This is a genomic window from Paenibacillus nuruki (assembly GCF_001721045.1).
GTDB lineage: Bacteria > Bacillota > Bacilli > Paenibacillales > Paenibacillaceae > Saccharibacillus > Saccharibacillus nuruki.
The window spans coordinates 69,807-89,629 of record NZ_MDER01000046.1; the positions used below are offsets into that span (position 1 = coordinate 69,807).

Annotated in this window: 19 protein-coding genes; 15 read left to right on the forward strand and 4 right to left on the reverse strand. The window is 39.0% G+C overall.

Annotation, left to right across the window (positions count from 1 at the left end; translation table 11 throughout):
• The first annotated feature begins 12 nt into the window (after nucleotides 1-12).
• Entirely contained in the window at nucleotides 13-630 is a 618-nt protein-coding gene (locus PTI45_RS14015) for a flavin reductase family protein (protein ID WP_069328223.1), read from the forward strand.
• 62 nt (nucleotides 631-692) lie between these two features.
• Here the strand turns inward: PTI45_RS14015 and PTI45_RS14020 are convergent, their stop codons facing one another.
• Nucleotides 693-2,471, reverse strand: coding sequence for an ABC transporter substrate-binding protein (locus PTI45_RS14020; protein ID WP_069328224.1), 1,779 nt, complete (start codon nucleotides 2,469-2,471; stop codon nucleotides 693-695).
• A gap of 125 nt (nucleotides 2,472-2,596) precedes the next feature.
• On the opposite strand from PTI45_RS14020, the gene PTI45_RS14025 reads away from it, so the two are divergent.
• The 5 genes from PTI45_RS14025 (at nucleotide 2,597) to PTI45_RS14045 (ending at nucleotide 6,926) form a co-directional block, all read left to right on the forward strand.
• A complete protein-coding gene (locus tag PTI45_RS14025; protein ID WP_069328225.1) occupies nucleotides 2,597-3,901 on the forward strand; it encodes an MDR family MFS transporter in 1,305 nt (434 codons plus the stop codon).
• Nucleotides 3,902-3,970: 69 nt separating this feature from the next.
• Entirely contained in the window at nucleotides 3,971-4,789 is an 819-nt protein-coding gene (locus PTI45_RS14030) for a uroporphyrinogen-III synthase (protein ID WP_069328226.1), read from the forward strand.
• A 126-nt stretch (nucleotides 4,790-4,915) separates the two neighbouring features.
• Nucleotides 4,916-5,725, forward strand: a complete 810-nt coding sequence (thiD, locus tag PTI45_RS14035) for a bifunctional hydroxymethylpyrimidine kinase/phosphomethylpyrimidine kinase (RefSeq protein WP_069328227.1) — start codon at nucleotides 4,916-4,918, stop codon at nucleotides 5,723-5,725.
• Between the two features lie 26 nt (nucleotides 5,726-5,751).
• Nucleotides 5,752-6,363 carry a hypothetical protein gene (locus tag PTI45_RS14040; RefSeq protein ID WP_069328228.1) on the forward strand — a complete coding sequence of 204 codons (612 nt, stop codon included), beginning with the start codon at nucleotides 5,752-5,754 and terminating at the stop codon, nucleotides 6,361-6,363.
• A 284-nt stretch (nucleotides 6,364-6,647) separates the two neighbouring features.
• Nucleotides 6,648-6,926, forward strand: coding sequence for an HPr family phosphocarrier protein (locus tag PTI45_RS14045; RefSeq protein WP_069328229.1), 279 nt, complete (start codon nucleotides 6,648-6,650; stop codon nucleotides 6,924-6,926).
• A gap of 140 nt (nucleotides 6,927-7,066) precedes the next feature.
• Here the strand turns inward: PTI45_RS14045 and PTI45_RS14050 are convergent, their stop codons facing one another.
• Entirely contained in the window at nucleotides 7,067-7,939 is an 873-nt protein-coding gene (locus PTI45_RS14050) for an AraC family transcriptional regulator (protein WP_069328230.1), read from the reverse strand.
• Nucleotides 7,940-8,151: 212 nt separating this feature from the next.
• Between PTI45_RS14050 and PTI45_RS14055 the strand changes: the two genes are divergently transcribed.
• The 3 genes from PTI45_RS14055 to PTI45_RS14065 all read left to right on the forward strand — a co-directional run bounded on the left by PTI45_RS14055 (nucleotide 8,152) and on the right by PTI45_RS14065 (nucleotide 11,202).
• A complete protein-coding gene (locus tag PTI45_RS14055; protein ID WP_245703486.1) occupies nucleotides 8,152-9,405 on the forward strand; it encodes an ABC transporter substrate-binding protein in 1,254 nt (417 codons plus the stop codon).
• A 74-nt stretch (nucleotides 9,406-9,479) separates the two neighbouring features.
• Complete coding sequence (locus tag PTI45_RS14060) at nucleotides 9,480-10,352, forward strand: carbohydrate ABC transporter permease (RefSeq protein ID WP_069328231.1); 873 nt, start codon at nucleotides 9,480-9,482, stop codon at nucleotides 10,350-10,352.
• 40 nt (nucleotides 10,353-10,392) lie between these two features.
• A complete protein-coding gene (locus PTI45_RS14065) occupies nucleotides 10,393-11,202 on the forward strand; it encodes a carbohydrate ABC transporter permease (protein WP_069328232.1) in 810 nt (269 codons plus the stop codon).
• A 140-nt stretch (nucleotides 11,203-11,342) separates the two neighbouring features.
• Here the strand turns inward: PTI45_RS14065 and PTI45_RS14070 are convergent, their stop codons facing one another.
• Nucleotides 11,343-12,023 carry a response regulator transcription factor gene (locus PTI45_RS14070; RefSeq protein ID WP_069328233.1) on the reverse strand — a complete coding sequence of 227 codons (681 nt, stop codon included), beginning with the start codon at nucleotides 12,021-12,023 and terminating at the stop codon, nucleotides 11,343-11,345.
• Nucleotides 12,024-12,045: 22 nt separating this feature from the next.
• Nucleotides 12,046-13,224, reverse strand: a complete 1,179-nt coding sequence (locus PTI45_RS14075; RefSeq protein WP_069328234.1) for a sensor histidine kinase — start codon at nucleotides 13,222-13,224, stop codon at nucleotides 12,046-12,048.
• 413 nt (nucleotides 13,225-13,637) lie between these two features.
• Here PTI45_RS14075 and PTI45_RS14080 point away from each other — a divergent pair, with 413 nt between their 5' ends.
• From PTI45_RS14080 to PTI45_RS14105, 6 genes are all read left to right on the forward strand, one after another.
• The gene (locus PTI45_RS14080) at nucleotides 13,638-13,952 is read left to right on the forward strand and encodes a glutaredoxin family protein (RefSeq protein WP_069328235.1); all 315 of its coding nucleotides are present in this window, start codon (nucleotides 13,638-13,640) and stop codon (nucleotides 13,950-13,952) included.
• A 100-nt stretch (nucleotides 13,953-14,052) separates the two neighbouring features.
• Nucleotides 14,053-15,384 carry an LLM class flavin-dependent oxidoreductase gene (locus PTI45_RS14085; protein WP_069328236.1) on the forward strand — a complete coding sequence of 444 codons (1,332 nt, stop codon included), beginning with the start codon at nucleotides 14,053-14,055 and terminating at the stop codon, nucleotides 15,382-15,384.
• A 220-nt stretch (nucleotides 15,385-15,604) separates the two neighbouring features.
• Complete coding sequence (locus PTI45_RS14090) at nucleotides 15,605-16,528, forward strand: LysR family transcriptional regulator (protein WP_069328237.1); 924 nt, start codon at nucleotides 15,605-15,607, stop codon at nucleotides 16,526-16,528.
• An 891-nt stretch (nucleotides 16,529-17,419) separates the two neighbouring features.
• Entirely contained in the window at nucleotides 17,420-18,310 is an 891-nt protein-coding gene (locus PTI45_RS14095; RefSeq protein ID WP_069328238.1) for a transporter substrate-binding domain-containing protein, read from the forward strand.
• Between the two features lie 35 nt (nucleotides 18,311-18,345).
• Nucleotides 18,346-19,116 carry an amino acid ABC transporter permease gene (locus PTI45_RS14100; protein ID WP_069328239.1) on the forward strand — a complete coding sequence of 257 codons (771 nt, stop codon included), beginning with the start codon at nucleotides 18,346-18,348 and terminating at the stop codon, nucleotides 19,114-19,116.
• Nucleotides 19,113-19,823 (forward strand): amino acid ABC transporter permease, encoded by a 711-nt coding sequence (locus tag PTI45_RS14105; RefSeq protein WP_069328240.1) that lies wholly within the window; start codon nucleotides 19,113-19,115, stop codon nucleotides 19,821-19,823. The genes PTI45_RS14100 and PTI45_RS14105 overlap by 4 nt, the downstream gene beginning before the upstream one ends.

The following is a 19,823-nucleotide window of genomic DNA, read 5'->3' on the forward strand; positions in this document are numbered from 1 at the left end:
AGGAGAATCATTATGATTACGATCGATCCAGCATCTATAACCAATATAGATAATTATAAATTAATCACCGGTTCTGTTATTCCAAGACCGATTGCGTTTGTGACCAGTCAATCGAGTACAGGAGTGCTTAATCTAGCTCCTTTTAGCTATTTTAATATTGTCGCTTCTGATCCACCGATTCTTTCCATTTCTGTAGCACGTAAAGGCGGTGAAATGAAAGATACTGCTCGCAATGTAATCGAGAATAAAGAGTTGGTCGTTCATATTGTGCATGAAGAATTAACCGAGCAAATGAATCATACAGCAGCTTCATTGCCTAGTGAACAGAGTGAACTTGAATTAACAACTCTTCATACTGTCCCTAGCGATAAAATCAAAGTACCTGGTCTTGCAGAAGCTTTGATTCGATTTGAGTGTGTGTTAGAGCAACATGTACCGATTAGCAATGATAGCGGTGAGATCGTACAAGATTTATTGTTGGTACGCATTATTTGTTATCATTTTGATGAAAAAGTAGTCGATGCAGAGCGCTTCTATATCTGGGCAGATGTATTGAAACCAGTCGCTCGCCTAGCAGGGAATAACTATGCAGGATTGGCAGAGCAATTTACAATAGAACGTCCAAGTTAAATCTATAATGAAGTGATATCGAATAAAATAGCTAAAAAAAGACTGAGCCTTGATAATAAGGTTCAGTCTTTTGGCGATAAAGTAGGCTTAATCCATAATTTTGAAAGATTGATCCAACCAAATGCATCAGGATATAACCCTTGAAAAGAAGGATCAAATAGCAACTTTTGATTAGAATGATAAACAGGTATAAATAAAAATGAAGTGTGTAAAAATTGCTCAATCTTCTCAACATGCTGACTATAATCAGGTAAAGGTGCAGCAACAAAAGGAACAAGTAATTGATCTAACTCTTTTAACTGAGCAGGATTCAATAATTGACGTACATACGTTGATCGGTTACTAAAAAAGTTAAGTAATCCCCAAACGATATTTTCCTCTAACATTTCCTGTCCCATAAATAAATCGGCTTCTTGCATTACTGCTTTGGAAGCAAATGAATCACGCGGGCACAAAGTGAGGATCAGACCTATAGAACGTGCACGATCTTGTAACCATTTGCAGACTGCATGATTTTCTGCCCGATTCAGATAATTGAGTTTCAAAGGTTGTCCTTGATAGTCCGTTTGTTGCAGATGCTGACGTGCTTGCTCTAATGAATACGTTGGAGCATGGGTTTGTTTGCTTTTCCACGGAAATAAGCTATACGCAGGCTTTAACCAATACTCAGAACATTGCTCTGTCAACAGTGGACGATCTAATAACATATGAATCACTTGTCTAAAAGTGGAGTCATGTTGAATCCCTTCTTTGCAAAAATTGAACATAATAAAATTACATCCAATCACTTTGTAATTCACCTGTGCAGGATCAGTATAATCTGTAGCTTTATTCTGACGAAATAGCTGATAACGTCGATCTGCTTGATAATCAGCCGCTACAAAATAAATATCCACACGATCCAACAGCGATCTTCCTTCAAAATAAGTATCAAAAGCATCAAGTACAATATGATTCTCACTAGAAGCGGTTAAGCGAAAAGCCCCTGTTCCGACCAATTGTCGACCTCGATCAGCCATATCATGATCATGCGGAAGAATGGACATACATAATGAACTAATATAATTCAGGAAAAAGGGATCAGACCGGTGTAGATAAAAGCTGATTGTATAATCATTATGAATCACAACAGAGTGAACATGGGTAAATTGCCAAAAAGCAGGTGAATCCAAATCACGTAGGCGTTCCCATGTATATTTTACATCCTCTGCGGTCAATATCCGTCCATGATGGAACCGAACTCCTTTACGCAAATAAAATGTCCAACATTGATCGGTATCATCGCTTTCCCAATAATGAGCCAATTGAGGTATAAAAGTCTGTGATTCAGCTTGATATGTAATTAATAAGCTACAAATTTGACCGATCAAATGAGATTCAAACGCTGTAAACACAAATGCTGGATCCAATGACTCCAGAATACGACTCTGGTTAATCCGCAGTACATCCAGTGTCTGAGAACCATGATGCTCAATATGAAGTCCAAACTGCTGTTCAAGCCGATATTGAAGACGCTGAACATAAGTATGGGGTAACTGTGGATGTTGTAACCATTGTGCGGCTTCTTGCAATTTACCTTGGGTGAGTAGTTGCTCAAAATAGACACTTAATACATGTTCAAGTGAGTGGAGTATCGTTAGCGTAGAATGATGTCCACGTCCACGACCGCTCTGCCAGTGAATATATCCTTCTTCTTGAAGTTTGCGTATGATCCACTTTACATTGCGGGTTGTACAGTGCAGAAGAGATGCTAAATGATCAATTGTTAAAGTATGTGTACTATGTAGGTCTGGATCATCTAATGACAATAGAATCGTTATGTAATGCTCTTGATGCTTCATATCTTTATCTCCTAAGCTGTATTGACTTGTAATATATAAAAGGGGAAACGATTGATTTAATCTTACTCTTTTTCTTCCTCTTTCTCCAGCTGATAATAAGATGACTGGAAGAGGAGGAATGAAGAATGGAATTTTTGCAATTGCACCGGACGATTCAACTGCGTATTTTGACTACATTTATCACCCGATTAACAGGAACGATGATTTTTCCATTTATGGCGATTTATTTTGCTGGCTATTTAGGTGCAGGCATTGCGGGTATTTTATTATTTTCTAGTCTGATCGTTCAACTGATTGCTAGCTTATATGGTGGGTATTTAGCTGATCGCTGGGGACGTAAAAAGGTAATGGTATGGGGAGAAGGTATTCAATGTATAGCTTTTCTAGGGATGATGCTAGCTAACTCGCCTTACTGGCAGTCGACATGGTTTACATTTGCAATGATGATTATACATAGTCTCTGTAATGGTCTGATCATCCCTGCTTCAGATGCGATGTTAATCGATGTAAGCACACCACAGACACGTACACTAATGTATAGCATCAATTACTGGTCGATCAATCTGGCGATTACATTCGGGGCATTAATTGGTGGAGCGATGTTCAGTTCACATCGGATGGCGTTATTTGGACTATTGTCGATCACAGGTTTGATCATCTGGTTAATTACAATCTTTTTGATTACAGAAACCTATGTACCACAGACTCATGTACAACAGACCAAGCAATGGAACATTATTTCTAGTGGGAAATTGATTATTCGCAACTATCATCGAGTCTGGAAAGACCGGCTGTTTATTCTATTTGTATTAGGTAATATGTTATTGTTATCGACTGAATTTCATTTGACTCAATATATAGGAGTTCGTCTGCAAAATGAATTTGTTCCACAAACGATAATGATCTGGGGCAATAGACAGCTAGAACTAAATGGTATCAAGATTCTAAGTATGATCCAGATCGAAAATACAGTCGGTATCGTACTCCTTTCATTATTTCTTGCTGGAGTGATCCGTCGTTCTAAACGTCAAATTTCTTGGATGAATGTAGCGGTTCTTAGCTATATTACCGGATTTGCAGTGATGGCATTTAGCAATACACTATGGATACTGGCTGGAGCGATGCTGTTAGCGACTGTAGGAGAGTTGATTCATGTGCCTATTCGTCAATCTCTGCTAGCCCAAATTATCAATGATCAATCTCGTAGTTCTTATATGGCTGTTCATGGAATGGGGACCCAAGGAGCTAGAGCCATGGCGGCTCTAGGGATTACTTTGGGCGTATGGATACCTTCCTATGGTATGTCGATCCTTATTGCTATGGTTGGATTAATAGGATTCCTACTTATTTCTTATGTCATCAGTCGGGTACAAGCTTCGGCAAAAGCAACTTCGACACAAGGGGTTACCAAAAACCAAGTAACATTGTAAGATATAGAAAGTTGAGAACTAACGTGCATATTAATGTATAAGCAACAGCATGTCTTAGGGGGGATTAACATGAGTAAAGGATCAAAACCATTAAGCGGAAAAACAATCGTTATTGCAGGTTCAAGAAAACTCGATGAAATGTCAGCATTAATTGAGAAACAAGGTGGAACAGCGATTGTTCGCTCACTACAAGGTGTAACCACATTCAAGGAGCAAGAAATGGAGCAAGAATTGCGTCTGTTTATTGCCAATCGACCAGAATGGGTTATTTTCACAACTGGAATAGGAGCCAAAGCATTATTCGATGCCGCAGATCGTCTAGGGATCAAAGATCAATTTGTAGAAACGGTGCAACAATCTAAAATTGCTATCCGTGGCTACAAAACATATAATTTTCTCAAAACGCAAGAATTAGCTCCAGATATTCGGGATTCTGATGGAACGATGAAAGGTCTAGAAGATCAATTAGAATCGACCACATTTACAAAAGAACAAATATGGATACAATTGCATGGCGAGCCTGCTCCAGATCTTGTTCAGTTTTTGGAAGCAAAAGGAGCCTCATCTGTACATACCTTATTGCCTTATCTTAATATTGCACCGGAAGCGGACACGTTAAAGCAATTGCGTCAGGAGATCCAGCAAGGAGAGATTGATGCGATTTGCTTTACAACAGCGGTTCAAGTTCGCTATTTATTCAAAGATGCTCGTGAACATGGATATGAAGAGGAATTACGATCTGCTCTCAATCAAGGCGTGCTGGCTGTTTCTGTAGGCAAAGTGACTTCAGAAGCATTGACTCAAGCAGGAGTCACCCGAATCGTAGCTCCTGAAAATGAACGAATGGGCGCTATGATTGTAGAAATGGCGAAGTATTTTGAACAATAAAAAGTCTATTCATGAATAATTTGTGTACTCTAATGAAATTTTTCAGTTTATTTCATTGAAAAAGGTTCATTCTCATGTAAGCTTATGATAAAATAAACTATTATGTAGTGAAGGAGAAATACAAAGATGACTATACCTAAAACGTTAACTATAGCCGGATCAGATACAAGCGGTGGAGCTGGTATTCAAGCCGATTTAAAAACTTTTCAGGAATTGGGCGTATATGGCATGACCGTGCTTACCACGATTGTTGCTATGGACCCTAAAACATGGGATCATCAAGTATTCCCTATTGATCTGAAGGTAGTTGAAGCGCAGTTGCGTACTGTACTGGATGGTATCGGTTTTGATGCTTTGAAAACAGGTATGTTGGGTTCGGTAGAAATTATTGAACTGGTAGCACACCATCTGAATCGTTATCCAATGGATCGTGTTGTTATTGATCCTGTAATGGTATGTAAAGGCACTGATGAGGTTCTTCAACCGGAAAATACAGAAGCGATGTTAGAATTCTTGATTCCAGGCGCAGATCTAGTGACTCCGAACTTGTTTGAAGCTTCTCAATTAGCTAAAACAGGTCCTATCACTACAGAAGATCAAATGAAGCAAGCAGCGGCAATTATTTATGAGCGTGGAGCGAAGCATGTATTGATCAAAACACGCGGTAAGATTAAAGAAGGCAAAGCATTAGATTTGTTATATGATGGTCAAACATTTGACTGGTTCGAAGTGGATGCTATTGCTACGGAATTTACACATGGTGCAGGTTGCACAACTTCCGCAGCAGTAACAGCTGGACTTGCTAAAGGATTGTCTGTCAGAGATGCTTATGCTGACGCTAAAAACTTCATTACTCAAGCAATTGCTAACGGATTCCGTCTGAATGACTTTGTAGGTCCAACCCTACATGTGGCACACCGTTTGCAATTGAAATAACAGCATCTGGAGCGGAGGATTGCTCAATGAATCGCTTATCCAAATCGTTACTCGGTGGAGCGCTAGTTTTACTTTTGATGATCATTAGCGCTTGTTCTGGAAATAGTACACAACAACCGTCATCCATGGATAATGGAACCACAGAACAATCAACACCTGCTACTCCTTCGACTGAAGGCAGTACAGACCAACCGGCAACAGGTACTGAACCAGCAACAAATACAGACGGAACGTCTTCAAGCACAGAAGGTTCTACTGAAACAGCAGACAATGGTGGCAAAGAAACGGTCCCTGCTGCCAAACCAGAACTGACTCCTGCTAACGAAGGTCAAGTCGATATTACAATTGTACAACAAGGCCCTGGACAATTTTTTGTACGTCTTAATGAATTTCCAGAAGGATATCTTGTTAGCAATTTAGACTGGACTGGACCAGGATATAGTGAAGCAGCTACATTTGATGAAGCTGTGAAGAACGGTCAAGAAGGCAATAATGGATTCTACGCAAGTAGCGATCACCGCAATTTTGGCTTCATTTATGATGGACATATTGCTGGTGAAGAAGGCAAGTTCACATTAACATTCCGCAATCAAGCCGGAGACGAATTAACGTGGTATAAAGATCTAACATTGCAATAATATCGCTTGGTAATATAAGCGATACTTCATCTATTTCAATGAAAAGTGATTTTTGCAAAGCAAAATATCTTTCTATCGCTTGGCAATATAAGCGATAAAATGTGTTACATGCTGTACTAAATACTCAAGCCTCTGCCGATATATGCGGTAGGGGTATTTTGAGGGATATTTTTGAAAAAAGATGCACAAATATGCAGTATGTATGCAAATGATGTAAATTACATGATTATCACAAAAATAAGCGAAAGCACTGCAAAGATCAGTGCAAGAGAGGAAATATTATAATGAGAATCAATACATTCAAAACAGAACAAAACTTAGACCGAGGACATTTAACAGCAATCGCTAACGAAGCTTCACGTTTTGCTTCTGATATTCGTATCGCATTTGGTAACCCTGACAACCGTAGAGAAGTAGACGTAAAAAGCTTGTTGGGTATGATGTTGATGATTATCCCTGCTGGAACAGAAATCGAATTAACAACTCGTGGTAAAGACGAATTGGAAGCTTTGGAAAATGTACAAGCATTATTTGAACAAGTTTTGTTCGCTCCATCTGTATAATATCTATTTCATGTAACTCAACAATTATATAATGCATTATAAAAAAACCTTCTGTCTTTTGTAGACAGAAGGTTTTTTGCTGATAATATCGGGTAATAGATAGCAAACTCCTACCAGAAGGTATTCAGTTGCCATTTTACTTAAAAGCGATCGGTTCGATACTTTTTAGGCGTGATTCCTGCATGCTTTTTGAAAGCTTTGGAGAATGAGAATAAATCAGGATAACCGACAGAGTAAGCAATTTCAGCTAGAGAATAGTTGGTTTCAGTGAGTAATTGCCGTGCTTTACTCATTTTTAGACTACGAATATATTCAGCAGGCGGAGTCTGATGAACTAGATGAAATTGTTTGCTAAAGTGAGTCCGATGCACGCCCACATGACTTGCTACATCCGCAACCGTAATTCCGCGATCATAATGACTATGAATATAAGCGATAGCTTCTTCCATCCATAAAGTGGTAGAAGATAGAGTATCCGCTACATAATGATTAATATGAGAAGGGTGATCTGAGGATAATTCGGCAAAAATACTATATAACAATTCCAATCGTCGTAATTCGCTACTAAATTGATTCGAATCTTCATTGGTAGATAGAATACGTTCGAACTTTTCTTCCAGTTGATCAAATAACTCTGCACTCACTTCACTATACCCTTGATGCATACCACTTTGTTCTATAAGTAACCTGGCTTGAGGACCTGTAAAACAAATATAATACGTTTCCAAGTCTTCATCCATATTATTAATATATTCAAAAGGTTCATTGGGAGAAATACACCATACATTGTAAGAGCCAAGAATATAGCTTTGCCCTTTATGAATAATAACTCCACCATGTCGATTAGCGATCCAAAAGCAATTGTCGATGCCTGTAAACAACCGCCTACTTTGAGCCTTTAAAAAATAACGACCTGCTTGAGCAATTCTTAATCCTCCGGATTGTGAGAATAAGGAAGGAGAAATAAGAAACCGTTCAACCACTTCACGATTTGTTTCAATAGAACGAAGCATATTGAACGTTCATCCTTTCCAAATATAATCTAACTTCTTTATTATATACTACATAATGACAAAATAATACAAGACAAAATGACATTGTTCGTTTACAATCAAATTGCTATGATCTAAATCATGGTATTCCTACTAAAATGATGGGTTTTTATAAGATTGATCATTTTCATTGATGTACCAATAGATTCTAAACAGCAGATGGAGGACGTATAATGAAAAACATGAAAATGAAATCTTCTCTTGTCTTGGCACTTACTTTACTACTTACAGTGTTTCTATCTGCCTGCGGAAATAGCTCTGACAGCTCAGCAGATGGTAAAGTAACGATTAGCTTTTTACATTGGCGTGGGGAAGATACACAAGCTTTCCAGAAAATTATTGATCAATTTGAAACTAAAAATCCAAATATCAAAGTAGATATGCAGACTTTAACTTCAGATCAATATCAATCCACAGCTCAAGCTAAATTAACAGATGGTTCAGTCGGCGATGTATTTGCCTCTTTCCCGGGTGCACAATATGCAGCTCTGTCCAAAGCAGGTCTATATACAGATTTAACCAACGAATCGTTTTTGAAAAATTATAACGCTGACCTTATTGATGTTGGCGCTAAAGATGGAAAACAATGGGCGGTTCCTTACCAACTGGTCTACAACCAACCTATTTATAATACTGAAATTTTCAAAAAATATAATTTGACGCCTCCAACCGATTGGGATGGATTCCTTAAATTATGTGCAACACTCAAACAAAATGGAATTATTCCGATTGCTTTTGCTGGAGCAGATATTGGACCAGGGCAATTTATGAATACAATGGTTATGAATAATGAACCTAGCGAAGATATTTTCACCAAGGTGGAAGCTGGACAAGCTAAGTTAACAGATGAATTCTGGGTCAAAACGCTAACTCAATTTAAAGAGTTAAATGATAATGGTTACTTCCAAGAGAACTCACTCGGTACAAAAGATGCAGCAGCAGGGGCTTTATTTATTCAAGGTAAAGCAGCTATGTTAGCTAGTGGTTCTTATCAATTAGCTCAAAATGCGAAACAGAATCCAGAGCTCAAACAAGCATTATTAGCACCTATTACTGTATCGGCAGATCAAGCCAAATATGAAGGTGTACACACTAGTACATTCATGTTAGGTGTTAATAGCCGTTCTAAACATCCAACAGAAGCGAAGAAATTCCTTGAATTTTTGAGCCAACCGGATGTAGCAAGTCAGTATGCGAATGAAACCGGACAAAATGTAACCTTAAAAGATATCAAATACGATAGTCCAGAATTGAACATTGCAGGCGATTGGGCAGATAAGAAAACATTGTTCCAACCTCGTTTTACGATTTTAAATTCAGAAAATCAAAAAGCAGTAACGAATTCAATTCAAGCTGTATTGGGCGGAGCGGCACCTGAACAAGCAGCACAGGATGCACAAGCGATTATTGATCAACAAATTAAATAAACGATGAACGTATAAGGGAGAAATAAAACGCGCTTGTTTATATTAAAGCGCTGAAGGGCAAGGTAATAGGACTTATGATGAATCGCAAAACACTTTGGTTCTTTATGCTACCCGGACTGTTATTGTATACAGGGCTATTTATTTACCCGGCTCTATCTGGCTTATTTTATTCATTTACTAATTGGGATGGAGTCTCGACTTCGTATGATTTTGTAGGTATATCGAATTACAAAGATAGCTTCGATAGCATTGTATTCCGTAAAGCATTTTTTAATAATGTAAAGTTTATGTTGACGGTTGTTATTATTCAGACGATCGTATCGTTAATTCTTGCACTTATTCTAGCTAAAAATACGCGTACCCGTGTATTTCTACGTGCGTTGTACTTTTTTCCAGCGATCTTATCTTCGGTATCTGTAGGGTTAATCTGGTCATTTATTTATGATCCTTCTTTAGGATTATTGAATACGGCATTAACAAGTGGTGGACTGGAGCAATTTACAGCTAGCTGGACAGGAGATGCCAATATTGCGCTCTATGCGATTGCTTTTGTACAAATCTGGGCACATGCTGGACAGATGATGATCGTCTTTATTGCCGGTCTGCATGCGATTCCGGAAGAGTTGATGGAAGCAGCACGTATTGATGGAGCCACACGTTTTCAGATTTTCCGCAAAGTCACATGGCCATTACTGGCACCATCTGCAACCATTGTGGTATCTTACACAACGATTCAATCATTCAAAGCGTTTGATTTGATCTTTGTTATGACAGATGGTGGACCGAACTATGCAACAGAAATTCTGACGACCTATATTTATCATCTTGCCTTCTCTAACTATTCATTCGGTCTAGCTTCCGCAGGCTCAATGATATTCCTTGTTCTTCTAGGTCTATTGACGATGGCGCAATTCAAAGCTCTGCGTAGAGGCGGTGCTAACGGATGATAGAACACCGAATAGACAAGCAGCAGGATGGTGATCTGCGATGAAATGGATCGGACGTATAATTATGGTGCTGTATGCTCTTCTTGTAGCTGCACCCCTATATTTTGTAATGACTTCTTCGTTCAAAACCAGTCAGGCGTTTTTTGCTAATCCGTTAAGCTGGCCGAATCCGTGGACGATTCAAAACTTTGTATCCATTTTTGATGCTCAACCGATGTGGCAATATTTCTGGAATAGTGCCCGTGTCACACTGAGTACAGTTGCGCTAGATCTATTTCTAGGTAGTCTGATCGCTTATGCGATTATTCGTTTGGGTGGACGTATGGGAAGATATACTTTTGTTTATTTTGTGGCTGGATTGATTATCCCTTCACAAGTAAGTATGTTGCCTTTGTATTCATTAGTACGACAACTGGGCTGGTCTGATAATCTGGGAGCATTGATTCTAGTGACCGCAGCAGGGTTATTACCTTTGACTGTATTTACATTAACCGGATTTATGGAAATGTTGAGTAAAGAAATGATGGAAGCTGGCAGTATAGACGGTGCAAGCGAATGGAAAATTTATTGGCGCTTAATCTTGCCATTATCGGGTCCTTCACTTGCAGCAACAGCAGCGTTCTTGTTCGTTATGGTCTGGAATGATCTGTTGATACCAATGTTACTCATTAACAGTACCGACAAATTAACATTACCACTAGCTCTAATGCAGTTCCGTGGTGAATATGTTACAGATTACACATTGCTGTTAACCGGAGTGGTCATCACCGCAGTTCCTATGGTGATATTGTTTATTTTCTTACAGCGATTCTTCGTTACAGGAATGACAGCAGGTTCTGTTAAAGGGTAATTTAGTATGTAGTACGCATAGGAAGTATAACTAAAAAGCCAGTTTGCCAAGAGTTCAATACTCAAGGTGAGCTGGCTTTTTGGGATATATTCCATTAAACGAATACTTGGACTACTATATGGGAAGCAACCGTACATATACTATTTTACTAATTGTTGACGAATAGCAGTGACTACGGCTTGTGTACGGTCTTTGACACCTAGCTTCTGGATAATATTATGGACATGCGTTTTGATTGTACTTTCAGATACATATAAGTCTTCGGCAATCTCAAAATTACGTCGACCATATGCCATCGCTTGCAACACTTCTAACTCACGATCGGTTAATGGTTCCAGTACAGGCGCAGGGATATAGGAAGAATTAGGTGGATAAGCCGATTCATTTTCACCAAGCAATTGAATTAAGGCTCCACCCGCAGTTGTACTGTTATAGATTGCGCCACCTGCTAGAATGGAGCGAATACCTACAATCATTTCATTCATATCAATATCTTTGAGCAAATAGCCTGAAGCTCCTGCACGAATACCATCGATTACATAATCTTGAACATCAAATGTTGTTAGTAAAATAATTTTAATCTCCGGGTGCACTGAAAGAATATGACGGGTTGCGTCTATCCCTGACAACTCGGGCATTTGTATATCCATAAGAATCAGATGCGGACGATAGCGCAAAGCCAAATCGATCGCTTCTTGACCGGTAGCTGCTTCGGTGACAACTTGCATATCTGTTTGTAGATCAAGTACATAACGAATCCCCTGACGGATAAGAGCTTGATCATCTGCTAGCATAATACGTATAGGCTCTGTTGAACTCATATAGAGATTCTCCTTGATTCATTTAATTTTTGGATAGAGATGTATTGGATAGTGGCAATGTCACTTTGATCCAAAGACCACCTTGCGGGCGAGCAGCAAATGTACAATTTCCATGAATCGTTTCACAACGACGAATCATATTTTGAATACCGAATCCATACTGTAAAGGATGTTCTCTTCGATATTTACCATCGTCTGCGATGGATAGCTGAACATGTTGAGCAGTTTCAGTAATGGTAACATCTACAGTACTTGCTTCTGCATGACGAATAATATTGGTTAACGATTCTTGCAATACACGATAAAGTACACTATCAATCATTTCGCCCCAGATGCTAAAAGTACCCTGACTATCAAAATGTAGTTCTAATCCAGCACGATGAGTAATCTGAGATGCTAATTCTTGCAGACCTTCTACGCCACCTTCATGAACAGACCAATCTTTGACCACGCTACGTACTTCAGCCAGACCTTGTCTGGAGACATCTAGCAATTGATCGACTGTTGATTCAGCACGATCAGGATCTTGTTTGATCATCCATTTCAGCGCTTGCATTTGTACAATAAGAGACGTGAAATGATGCCCTAATCCATCATGAATTTCTCCAGCAATCCGTGTACGTTCAGTCAATGCTGCATACCGTATCGATTGTACGGTGCTGTCTTGTAATTCTTTATAGGTTCGTTGTAATTCCAGATGAACTTGTTCCAATTCTGTTAGTTGTTCACTGTTGATTTTTAATACTCTAATATAACGGCTAAGACTATGAATTCCAAAATAAATACTTGCTAATACGATAATTAGACTGTACGGATAACCATTATCCAAGCCAGAATTCAACATCACCAAGCCGACAATAATCAGAACCACTGTAGCGACTTTTTGTTCACGACTGGAGATAAAGCTTAGAATAACAAACCATGCCCAGAGCACGGAGTTATAATCTTGAGGTTCTTTGGATATATAAGCAGAAAGCCAGATCATTGAAAATAAAAATACGGTAAAGATGACAATATGCATAATCGTAAGTCTAAAATTAGACCAGAGCATAGCTACATAAAAACACATCGTTATAAAAAAGATCAACCAGACTAGAAAAGAATGATCCATATAATAAATAGTAAGATTATAAATAATAATCATAGAGAGTAACAATCGAAATAAAAATAAATATTTGGAGAAATCTTGTGATTTTTGCAACAGGATACTTCCTTTCAAATCTAATACGTATCTTTATTTTATCATTTCTATTGAAACGAGTTAGATTTAAATATAACACGATCTTGCTAACTGTTATTATGCCTATGCAGTATATTCAACTATATCGTAACACAACCCTTTTTTCTTCATCATCAAGATGGGTTTTGAAAAGTGAAAAATCAATCGCTAGGTGGAGGTGAAACCGTCGATATTCAACAATAGAGTAGAGTGATAGAAATTTTGGATATATGTATAGAATGTATTGATATAGTAACCAATTGACGCTATAGACCAGAGGGTGCTAGACTTTATATCATCTTAACCGACTTAATGGGTCGGAATTATAAGGTATAAAATGTGATTCAATTTCATGCTTATTTGATGTACAACCTATATTAGAGGAGGATACAGATATGTCATTAACGATTGAAACAACCGCGAATCCAGGTCAACATATTATTTTGTGGAGTAAAACAGGGTGTCATTTCTGTGGTGAGATCAAAAATTATTTGGAACTAAATCATCATCATTATATCAATCTCGATGTAGCTGACAACGATGGTCTACGGGATGTATTAGAAGCTAAATATGGTATTCGTCATGTTCCTGTGGTCGAGGTTGGTCGCAATGGAACCTATACAGCTTTTTTAGAAACAGATCTAGAAGGGCTGGCTCGTTTGTTAGCAGAAGAAGCAGAAGCAGCTCATTCTTCCGTAGAGATTGCTTAACGATCAGACTTTAATAGATACACGAAATAGATTCAAGCTAAGTATGGATGATCCATCTGGTTATGATTTTAAAATAATAGAGTAAAAGGGGCGAACAAGAATGAGTGAAAATAAGCGACAACTGAAATTTGGAGCGATTGTACACGGGATTGGTGGCAGTATGTCTACATGGCGTCATCCAGAGGTACAGAGCGATGCGAGTGTAAGCTTTGACTTTTACAAACGGCAGACGCTCAAAGCAGAAGAAGGAAAGTTCGATCTGGTCTTTATTGCAGATGGATTGTTTATCAATGAAAAGTCATTGCCTCATTTCTTGAATCGCTTTGAACCGGTAACGATATTATCTGCTTTGGCGGCAGTTACTTCCCATATTGGATTAGTAGGAACGATCTCGACCAGTTATAGCGAGCCTTTTACGGTAGCCCGTCAATTGTCTTCAATTGATCATATTAGTGGGGGACGTGCTGGCTGGAATGTAGTGACATCGCCACTGGAAGGATCAGCACGCAATTATAGTCGTGGCGATCATCCTTCTCATCCAGAACGATACAAGATTGCGGCAGAATATCTGGAAGTGACCAAAGGACTATGGGATTCATGGGAAGAAGATGCTTTTGTACGGGATAAAGAGTCTGGTGTATTTTTCGATCCTGAGAAGCTACATACTCTTAATCATCAAGGTGAATATTTTTCAGTACAAGGGCCGCTTAATATCGGACGATCTCGTCAAGGACAACCTGTTATTTTCCAAGCAGGTTCTTCGGAAGATGGCAAAAACTTAGCTGCACAATCAGCAGATGCGATCTTTACCGGTCAGGAGACACTAGCGGATGCACAAGCATTCTATGAAGATGTGAAAAAGCGTGCTATTCAATATGGGCGAAATGAAGAGGAGTTGCTGATTTTGCCAGGTATCTCACCGATTATTGGCAGAACGGAAGCAGAAGCAGAGCAGAAATATCGGGAGATCGCCGATCTGGTAACGATTGATAAAGCTCTTGATTTTCTAGGACGCTTTTTTGACCATCATGACTTTTCTCAATATCCGTTAGATGAACCTTTTCCAGAGTTAAATGATATTGGTAGTAATAGCTTCCGCAGTGGAACAGACAAGATTAAAAAAGATGCACGTGAGCGTGGGCTGACTTTACGTGAAGTAGCATTACAAGCAGCGACACCGCGTGGGAACTTTATCGGTACACCGGAACAAGTGGCTAATCAGATCGAAGAATGGTTTGAACGCAAAGGATCAGATGGATTTATTATTCACTCCGATCTTCCAAGTGGTCTACATGATTTTGTAGATTTGGTTGTGCCGATTCTGCAAGCCAAAGGTATTTATCGTCAAGATTATGAATATGAGACTTTACGCGAAAATCTAGGCGTGCCTATTCCACAGAATCGATATCAGACGAAAACGGTTAATGTCTAAATCGTATTTTGATTAATAGATGAACTGAAATAAAAAGGTCAATGATTTTCCCAAAATGATTATAAGTCCAAGAAGTGCCCGTTACTCCTGATCCCAGTGGTCATAAGGGGTTGCGGGTTATTTCAAATCGCTTGCTATCCCGTTGACAAGTGTCAAAACAGGGAATATGATACATAAAACCAAGTTAGTTAATGGGAAAAGTAAGAAAGGGGATGGAATGATGAATATTGAAAATATAGAGGCATTTGTCTATATCAACCATTATGGAAGTTTTAACAAAGCGGCAGAAGTATTATTCCTTTCTCAACCGTCTGTATCCGCACGCATCCAGACATTAGAAAGAGAACTTGGCTGCAAATTATTCGAACGTCTGGGTAGACAGATTCTGCTGACAGAAGAAGGCAGAAGATTTCTACCTTATGCCCAACAAGTATTGCAAGTGATCCAAAAAGGCAAACAACGTATCCAAACAGCCAAAGCAACACCACAGGAGCTGACGATTGGTTGTACAGTAGCAGTCTCTAATTACGTCATCCCTGAACTGCTTCCCAAACTCAAACAAAAATATCCACAAACCAATTTCAAGTTGATCACCTCGACAACGGATCAACTACTGCATAAATTAATGAACAAAGAAATCGATATCGGATTTGTACGCAAAGTCATGCATCCTGCGATTCGCACCGTTTCTTTTTACGAAGATCCGATTTCATTATACGTCTATAAAGATCATCCTTTTGTGCAAAAAGGACGTGCTACTATAGCATCATTACAAGAACAACCTTTGATTTTCTTTGAATGCGGATCATTAGACTGGCTTCGGATTCATCGTGTATTTGAAACACTTGAATTCCCACCGGATATCGCTTTTCACGTCGATCATTCAGAAACCGCCAAAAAATTAGTACTCCAAAAAGCAGGCATAGCCTTCTTACCCGGACTGAGTGTTCACGAAGAAGTGATGCGTGGCGATCTAGTACCAATCTATATTCCAGAAGTAACAGGTATCTCTCTACAAACCAGCCTAATCACACTAAAAGAACAACCATCTACATTCGCCACAACACTAGCCGAATTACTACACGAAAACGACTACTTCCGTAGCCAACAACCTGACCATTCTCTGCTTCATTCAACCATCTAACGAAACAGAGTAGAAGAAGAGATAAAAGCCAAAAGCCATCTTTCTGAAAATCAATAACAAATAGAACATCAAAAGTAATCACAAACCAATTCAAACCCATATTTCATAGCAAATCAGTAACCTATAGAAGAAATCAATACAAAGATTAAACCAAAAATCAAACCAAAAATCACTCAAGTATATGCTCATTTATAGAAAAGGAACAAAGGTAAATAGAAAAGAAAAAAGATAATAAAAAGAATATCCCATTTTCAAAACTATTATACTAATCATTACTCTCAAACAATAAGCTCTATTCTATAAACACTCTATCTAAACCAGTACTCGCCTAATCATTCAAGATTAATGTATCGAAACCAACATCCAATTCAAAAATAAAACAAGCTAATGAGCATTACAACTCATTGATCGAACCAAATTATCTCTAACCGTAGGCCCAATCTTTCAAACTAACATCATCCTTATTCTTACTGCTACCCTCCCCACAAGGGGAAAAATGCATCTCCCAAGTTAGCATTTCATATGTCACCATCCTCCCACCAATGCACAAGCGAAGAGGGAAGATTCATTCTGAAAGAGCTACAAGCTTTCTTTAGAAAGCTACTTCGTAAGCATATGCTTAGTTCGCCTTTAAAAGAATATCCCCACCGCAAAGCGGTAAATTCAAGGGATATTCTTTTACCAGCGACGACAAGAAGAATCTACCCTCATAGCGCCTGTAACTCTATTGCACCAACCCACTCACAATTTTTCCCCCTCCACCTATTGATTTGTTCAATACACCGATACAACTTTCCTATTGTTCAAGTCATTGACGCTACGGGAGGACGATGATAGATTTATCACATGCTAAATCCGATTAAGTTGATATGAATTAGGGGGAAGAGAAATATGAGAAGAAAAACAGGAGTAACCGTACTAACATTATGGGTAGCTATATTGATGCTGGTACTATCAGGGTGCGCATCCGTTAGTGAATCCAGTGGAGGTTCCGCAGGGGGAACATCTTCTGCATCAGATAGTAATAACGCAACAGCTTCTACAGGCGGTGTGAAGAAGATCATCGTCGGTACAGGTACAGGATTCCCCAATGTCTGCTTTATTGATGAGAATGGAAAGCTGACTGGTTATGACGTTGAATTGGTACGTGAGATCGACAAGCGCTTGCCCGATGTAGAATTTGAATTTAAAACGATGGAATTCTCAAATCTGTTATTAAGCTTAGAAACGAACAAAATTGATTTTGTCGCTCACCAGATGGAGACCAATCCTGAACGTGAACAAAAATATCTATTTAACAAAGTACCATATAGCATTTTTCTTAACCGTGTAACTGTGGCTAAAGACAATAATACGATTAAAGGATTGGATGATCTGGTGGGTAAAAAAGTGCTCACAGGGGCTACAAGTAATGCAGCTTACCTACTTAATGAATACAATAAGACACATAACAACGGTATAGATGTTGTTTATACGAGTGGTGCGGCAAACGATACGGTACAGCAAATTGTATCGGGACGTGTCGATGCAACGATTACGACTGATTTTGCGAATCGTTTTAATACCGATGCTGATGGAAATGTGGCACTCAAAACAGTAGGCGAACCGTTAAATCAATCCAATGTATTTTTTGTTTTCCGCAAAGATGAACAACCTCTTTCTGACGAGATTGATAAAGCGATCACTGAAATTAAAGCAGATGGAACATTAAAAAAATTAAGCGAGCAATGGTTAGGCGATGACTTCACCCAAACACTTGAAGAAGCTAAAGTTGCAAAATAAACGATGAATAGCTAGTAGAAAGGAGCAAATCATACATGAGCAGAAGATTCGATATGACGTATGTATTTGATTTTATTCCCAAGTTATTGGCTTACCTCAACATTACACTGCTCATTGTAGGCAGCTCGATTCTACTAGGTCTTATTATTGGAATGTTGGTTGCTTTACCCCGGTTATACAATGTACCGGTGCTCAAGCGTGTGTCTCAAGTCTATATTTCTTTTTTTCGAGGCACACCGATTCTGATCCAATTATTTCTGATTTATTATGGACTACCCACGATTCTGCAATGGATCAATATTGATATTTCGAGAGTAGCTGTATTGTATTTTGTGATTTTAGCATATGCACTGAACAGCGGAGCTTTTGTCTCTGAAATGATCAGAGCTTCTGTCAGTGCAGTCGATCGAGGACAGATTGAAGCCGCCCAATCAATAGGCATGAGCGGATACCAGACATTTACACGTATTATTTTGCCTCAAGCATTAGCGATCAGTATTCCGTTATTCGGTAATCTAGTGATTGGTAATCTGAAAGACACTTCACTTGCTTTTACGTTAGGCGTTATGGAGATGACAGGCAGATCGCAGACACTAGGAACAGCCACACAACATTTTGTAGAGACGTATATCGCATTATCTTTAATCTACTTTGTGATCAGTATGATCTTGGAACAAGGATTCCTCTGGTTAGAACGTCGTCTACATCGTCATGAAGCAGGCGCAAAACAGACTTCTGCTGTAATCCGGCGCAAATGGCTGACTCGTCCTGTATCTGCACTTAGCAAAGGAGGTCGAAGTGGATGACACTTGATCCGTCATTTATGTGGACAGCATTTCTAAGTCTATTCAAAGCATTACCGACCACACTGATGATTACGTTTGTTTCTGTCATCTGTGGTCTATTCATAGGAACGGTGGTGGCATTATGTCGTATTTATCGAATACCTGGATTGTCTCAACTTTCTACCGCTTACGTGACTTTTATACGCGGTACACCGATGTTGATGCATTTGTTGATCATTTATTTTGGCTTACCGATTCTGATCGATAGTCTAGCGGCTAAGTGGGAATGGTCATTTACTTCGGCATCGATTCCATTGATTGGATTTGTGTTTATCGCTTTTTCAATAACCGCAGGAGCGTATATGTCTGAAGTGGTGAGAGCAGGCATTGTTGCTGTGGATCGAGGACAGATCGAAGCGGCTCATTCGATTGGAATGACGACACCGCAAGCTTTGCGCCGAATCGTGTTACCACAAGCATTAGCCGTCAGCCTACCGAATTTGTCTAATTCAGTGATTGGGATGTTACATGGTTCCACACTGGCGTATACAATCTCTGTGGTCGAAATTAATGCACAAGCGTTGGTGGTTGCAGCGAATAACTGGAAATACTTTGAAGCGTATATTGCAGCAGCTGTTTTATTTTGGGGATTAACTTTATTGATCGAACGAGGCAGTGGTTGGTTAGAAAAACGTCTCAACGCTTATCATCGTGGAGGTGTCATGTAA

What these genes read in the sequence shown, in the direction of transcription:
- PTI45_RS14015 (WP_069328223.1), top strand. Translation starts at nt 13, where the DNA reads ATGATTACGATCGATCCAGCATCTATAACCAATATAGATAATTATAAA.
- PTI45_RS14020 (WP_069328224.1), bottom strand. Translation starts at nt 2,471, where the DNA reads ATGAAGCATCAAGAGCATTACATAACGATTCTATTGTCATTAGATGAT.
- PTI45_RS14025 (WP_069328225.1), top strand. Translation starts at nt 2,597, where the DNA reads ATGGAATTTTTGCAATTGCACCGGACGATTCAACTGCGTATTTTGACT.
- PTI45_RS14030 (WP_069328226.1), top strand. Translation starts at nt 3,971, where the DNA reads ATGAGTAAAGGATCAAAACCATTAAGCGGAAAAACAATCGTTATTGCA.
- thiD (WP_069328227.1), top strand. Translation starts at nt 4,916, where the DNA reads ATGACTATACCTAAAACGTTAACTATAGCCGGATCAGATACAAGCGGT.
- PTI45_RS14040 (WP_069328228.1), top strand. Translation starts at nt 5,752, where the DNA reads ATGAATCGCTTATCCAAATCGTTACTCGGTGGAGCGCTAGTTTTACTT.
- PTI45_RS14045 (WP_069328229.1), top strand. Translation starts at nt 6,648, where the DNA reads ATGAGAATCAATACATTCAAAACAGAACAAAACTTAGACCGAGGACAT.
- PTI45_RS14050 (WP_069328230.1), bottom strand. Translation starts at nt 7,939, where the DNA reads ATGCTTCGTTCTATTGAAACAAATCGTGAAGTGGTTGAACGGTTTCTT.
- PTI45_RS14055 (WP_245703486.1), top strand. Translation starts at nt 8,152, where the DNA reads ATGAAAAACATGAAAATGAAATCTTCTCTTGTCTTGGCACTTACTTTA.
- PTI45_RS14060 (WP_069328231.1), top strand. Translation starts at nt 9,480, where the DNA reads ATGATGAATCGCAAAACACTTTGGTTCTTTATGCTACCCGGACTGTTA.
- PTI45_RS14065 (WP_069328232.1), top strand. Translation starts at nt 10,393, where the DNA reads ATGAAATGGATCGGACGTATAATTATGGTGCTGTATGCTCTTCTTGTA.
- PTI45_RS14070 (WP_069328233.1), bottom strand. Translation starts at nt 12,023, where the DNA reads ATGAGTTCAACAGAGCCTATACGTATTATGCTAGCAGATGATCAAGCT.
- PTI45_RS14080 (WP_069328235.1), top strand. Translation starts at nt 13,638, where the DNA reads ATGTCATTAACGATTGAAACAACCGCGAATCCAGGTCAACATATTATT.
- PTI45_RS14085 (WP_069328236.1), top strand. Translation starts at nt 14,053, where the DNA reads ATGAGTGAAAATAAGCGACAACTGAAATTTGGAGCGATTGTACACGGG.
- PTI45_RS14090 (WP_069328237.1), top strand. Translation starts at nt 15,605, where the DNA reads ATGAATATTGAAAATATAGAGGCATTTGTCTATATCAACCATTATGGA.
- PTI45_RS14095 (WP_069328238.1), top strand. Translation starts at nt 17,420, where the DNA reads ATGAGAAGAAAAACAGGAGTAACCGTACTAACATTATGGGTAGCTATA.
- PTI45_RS14100 (WP_069328239.1), top strand. Translation starts at nt 18,346, where the DNA reads ATGAGCAGAAGATTCGATATGACGTATGTATTTGATTTTATTCCCAAG.
- PTI45_RS14105 (WP_069328240.1), top strand. Translation starts at nt 19,113, where the DNA reads ATGACACTTGATCCGTCATTTATGTGGACAGCATTTCTAAGTCTATTC.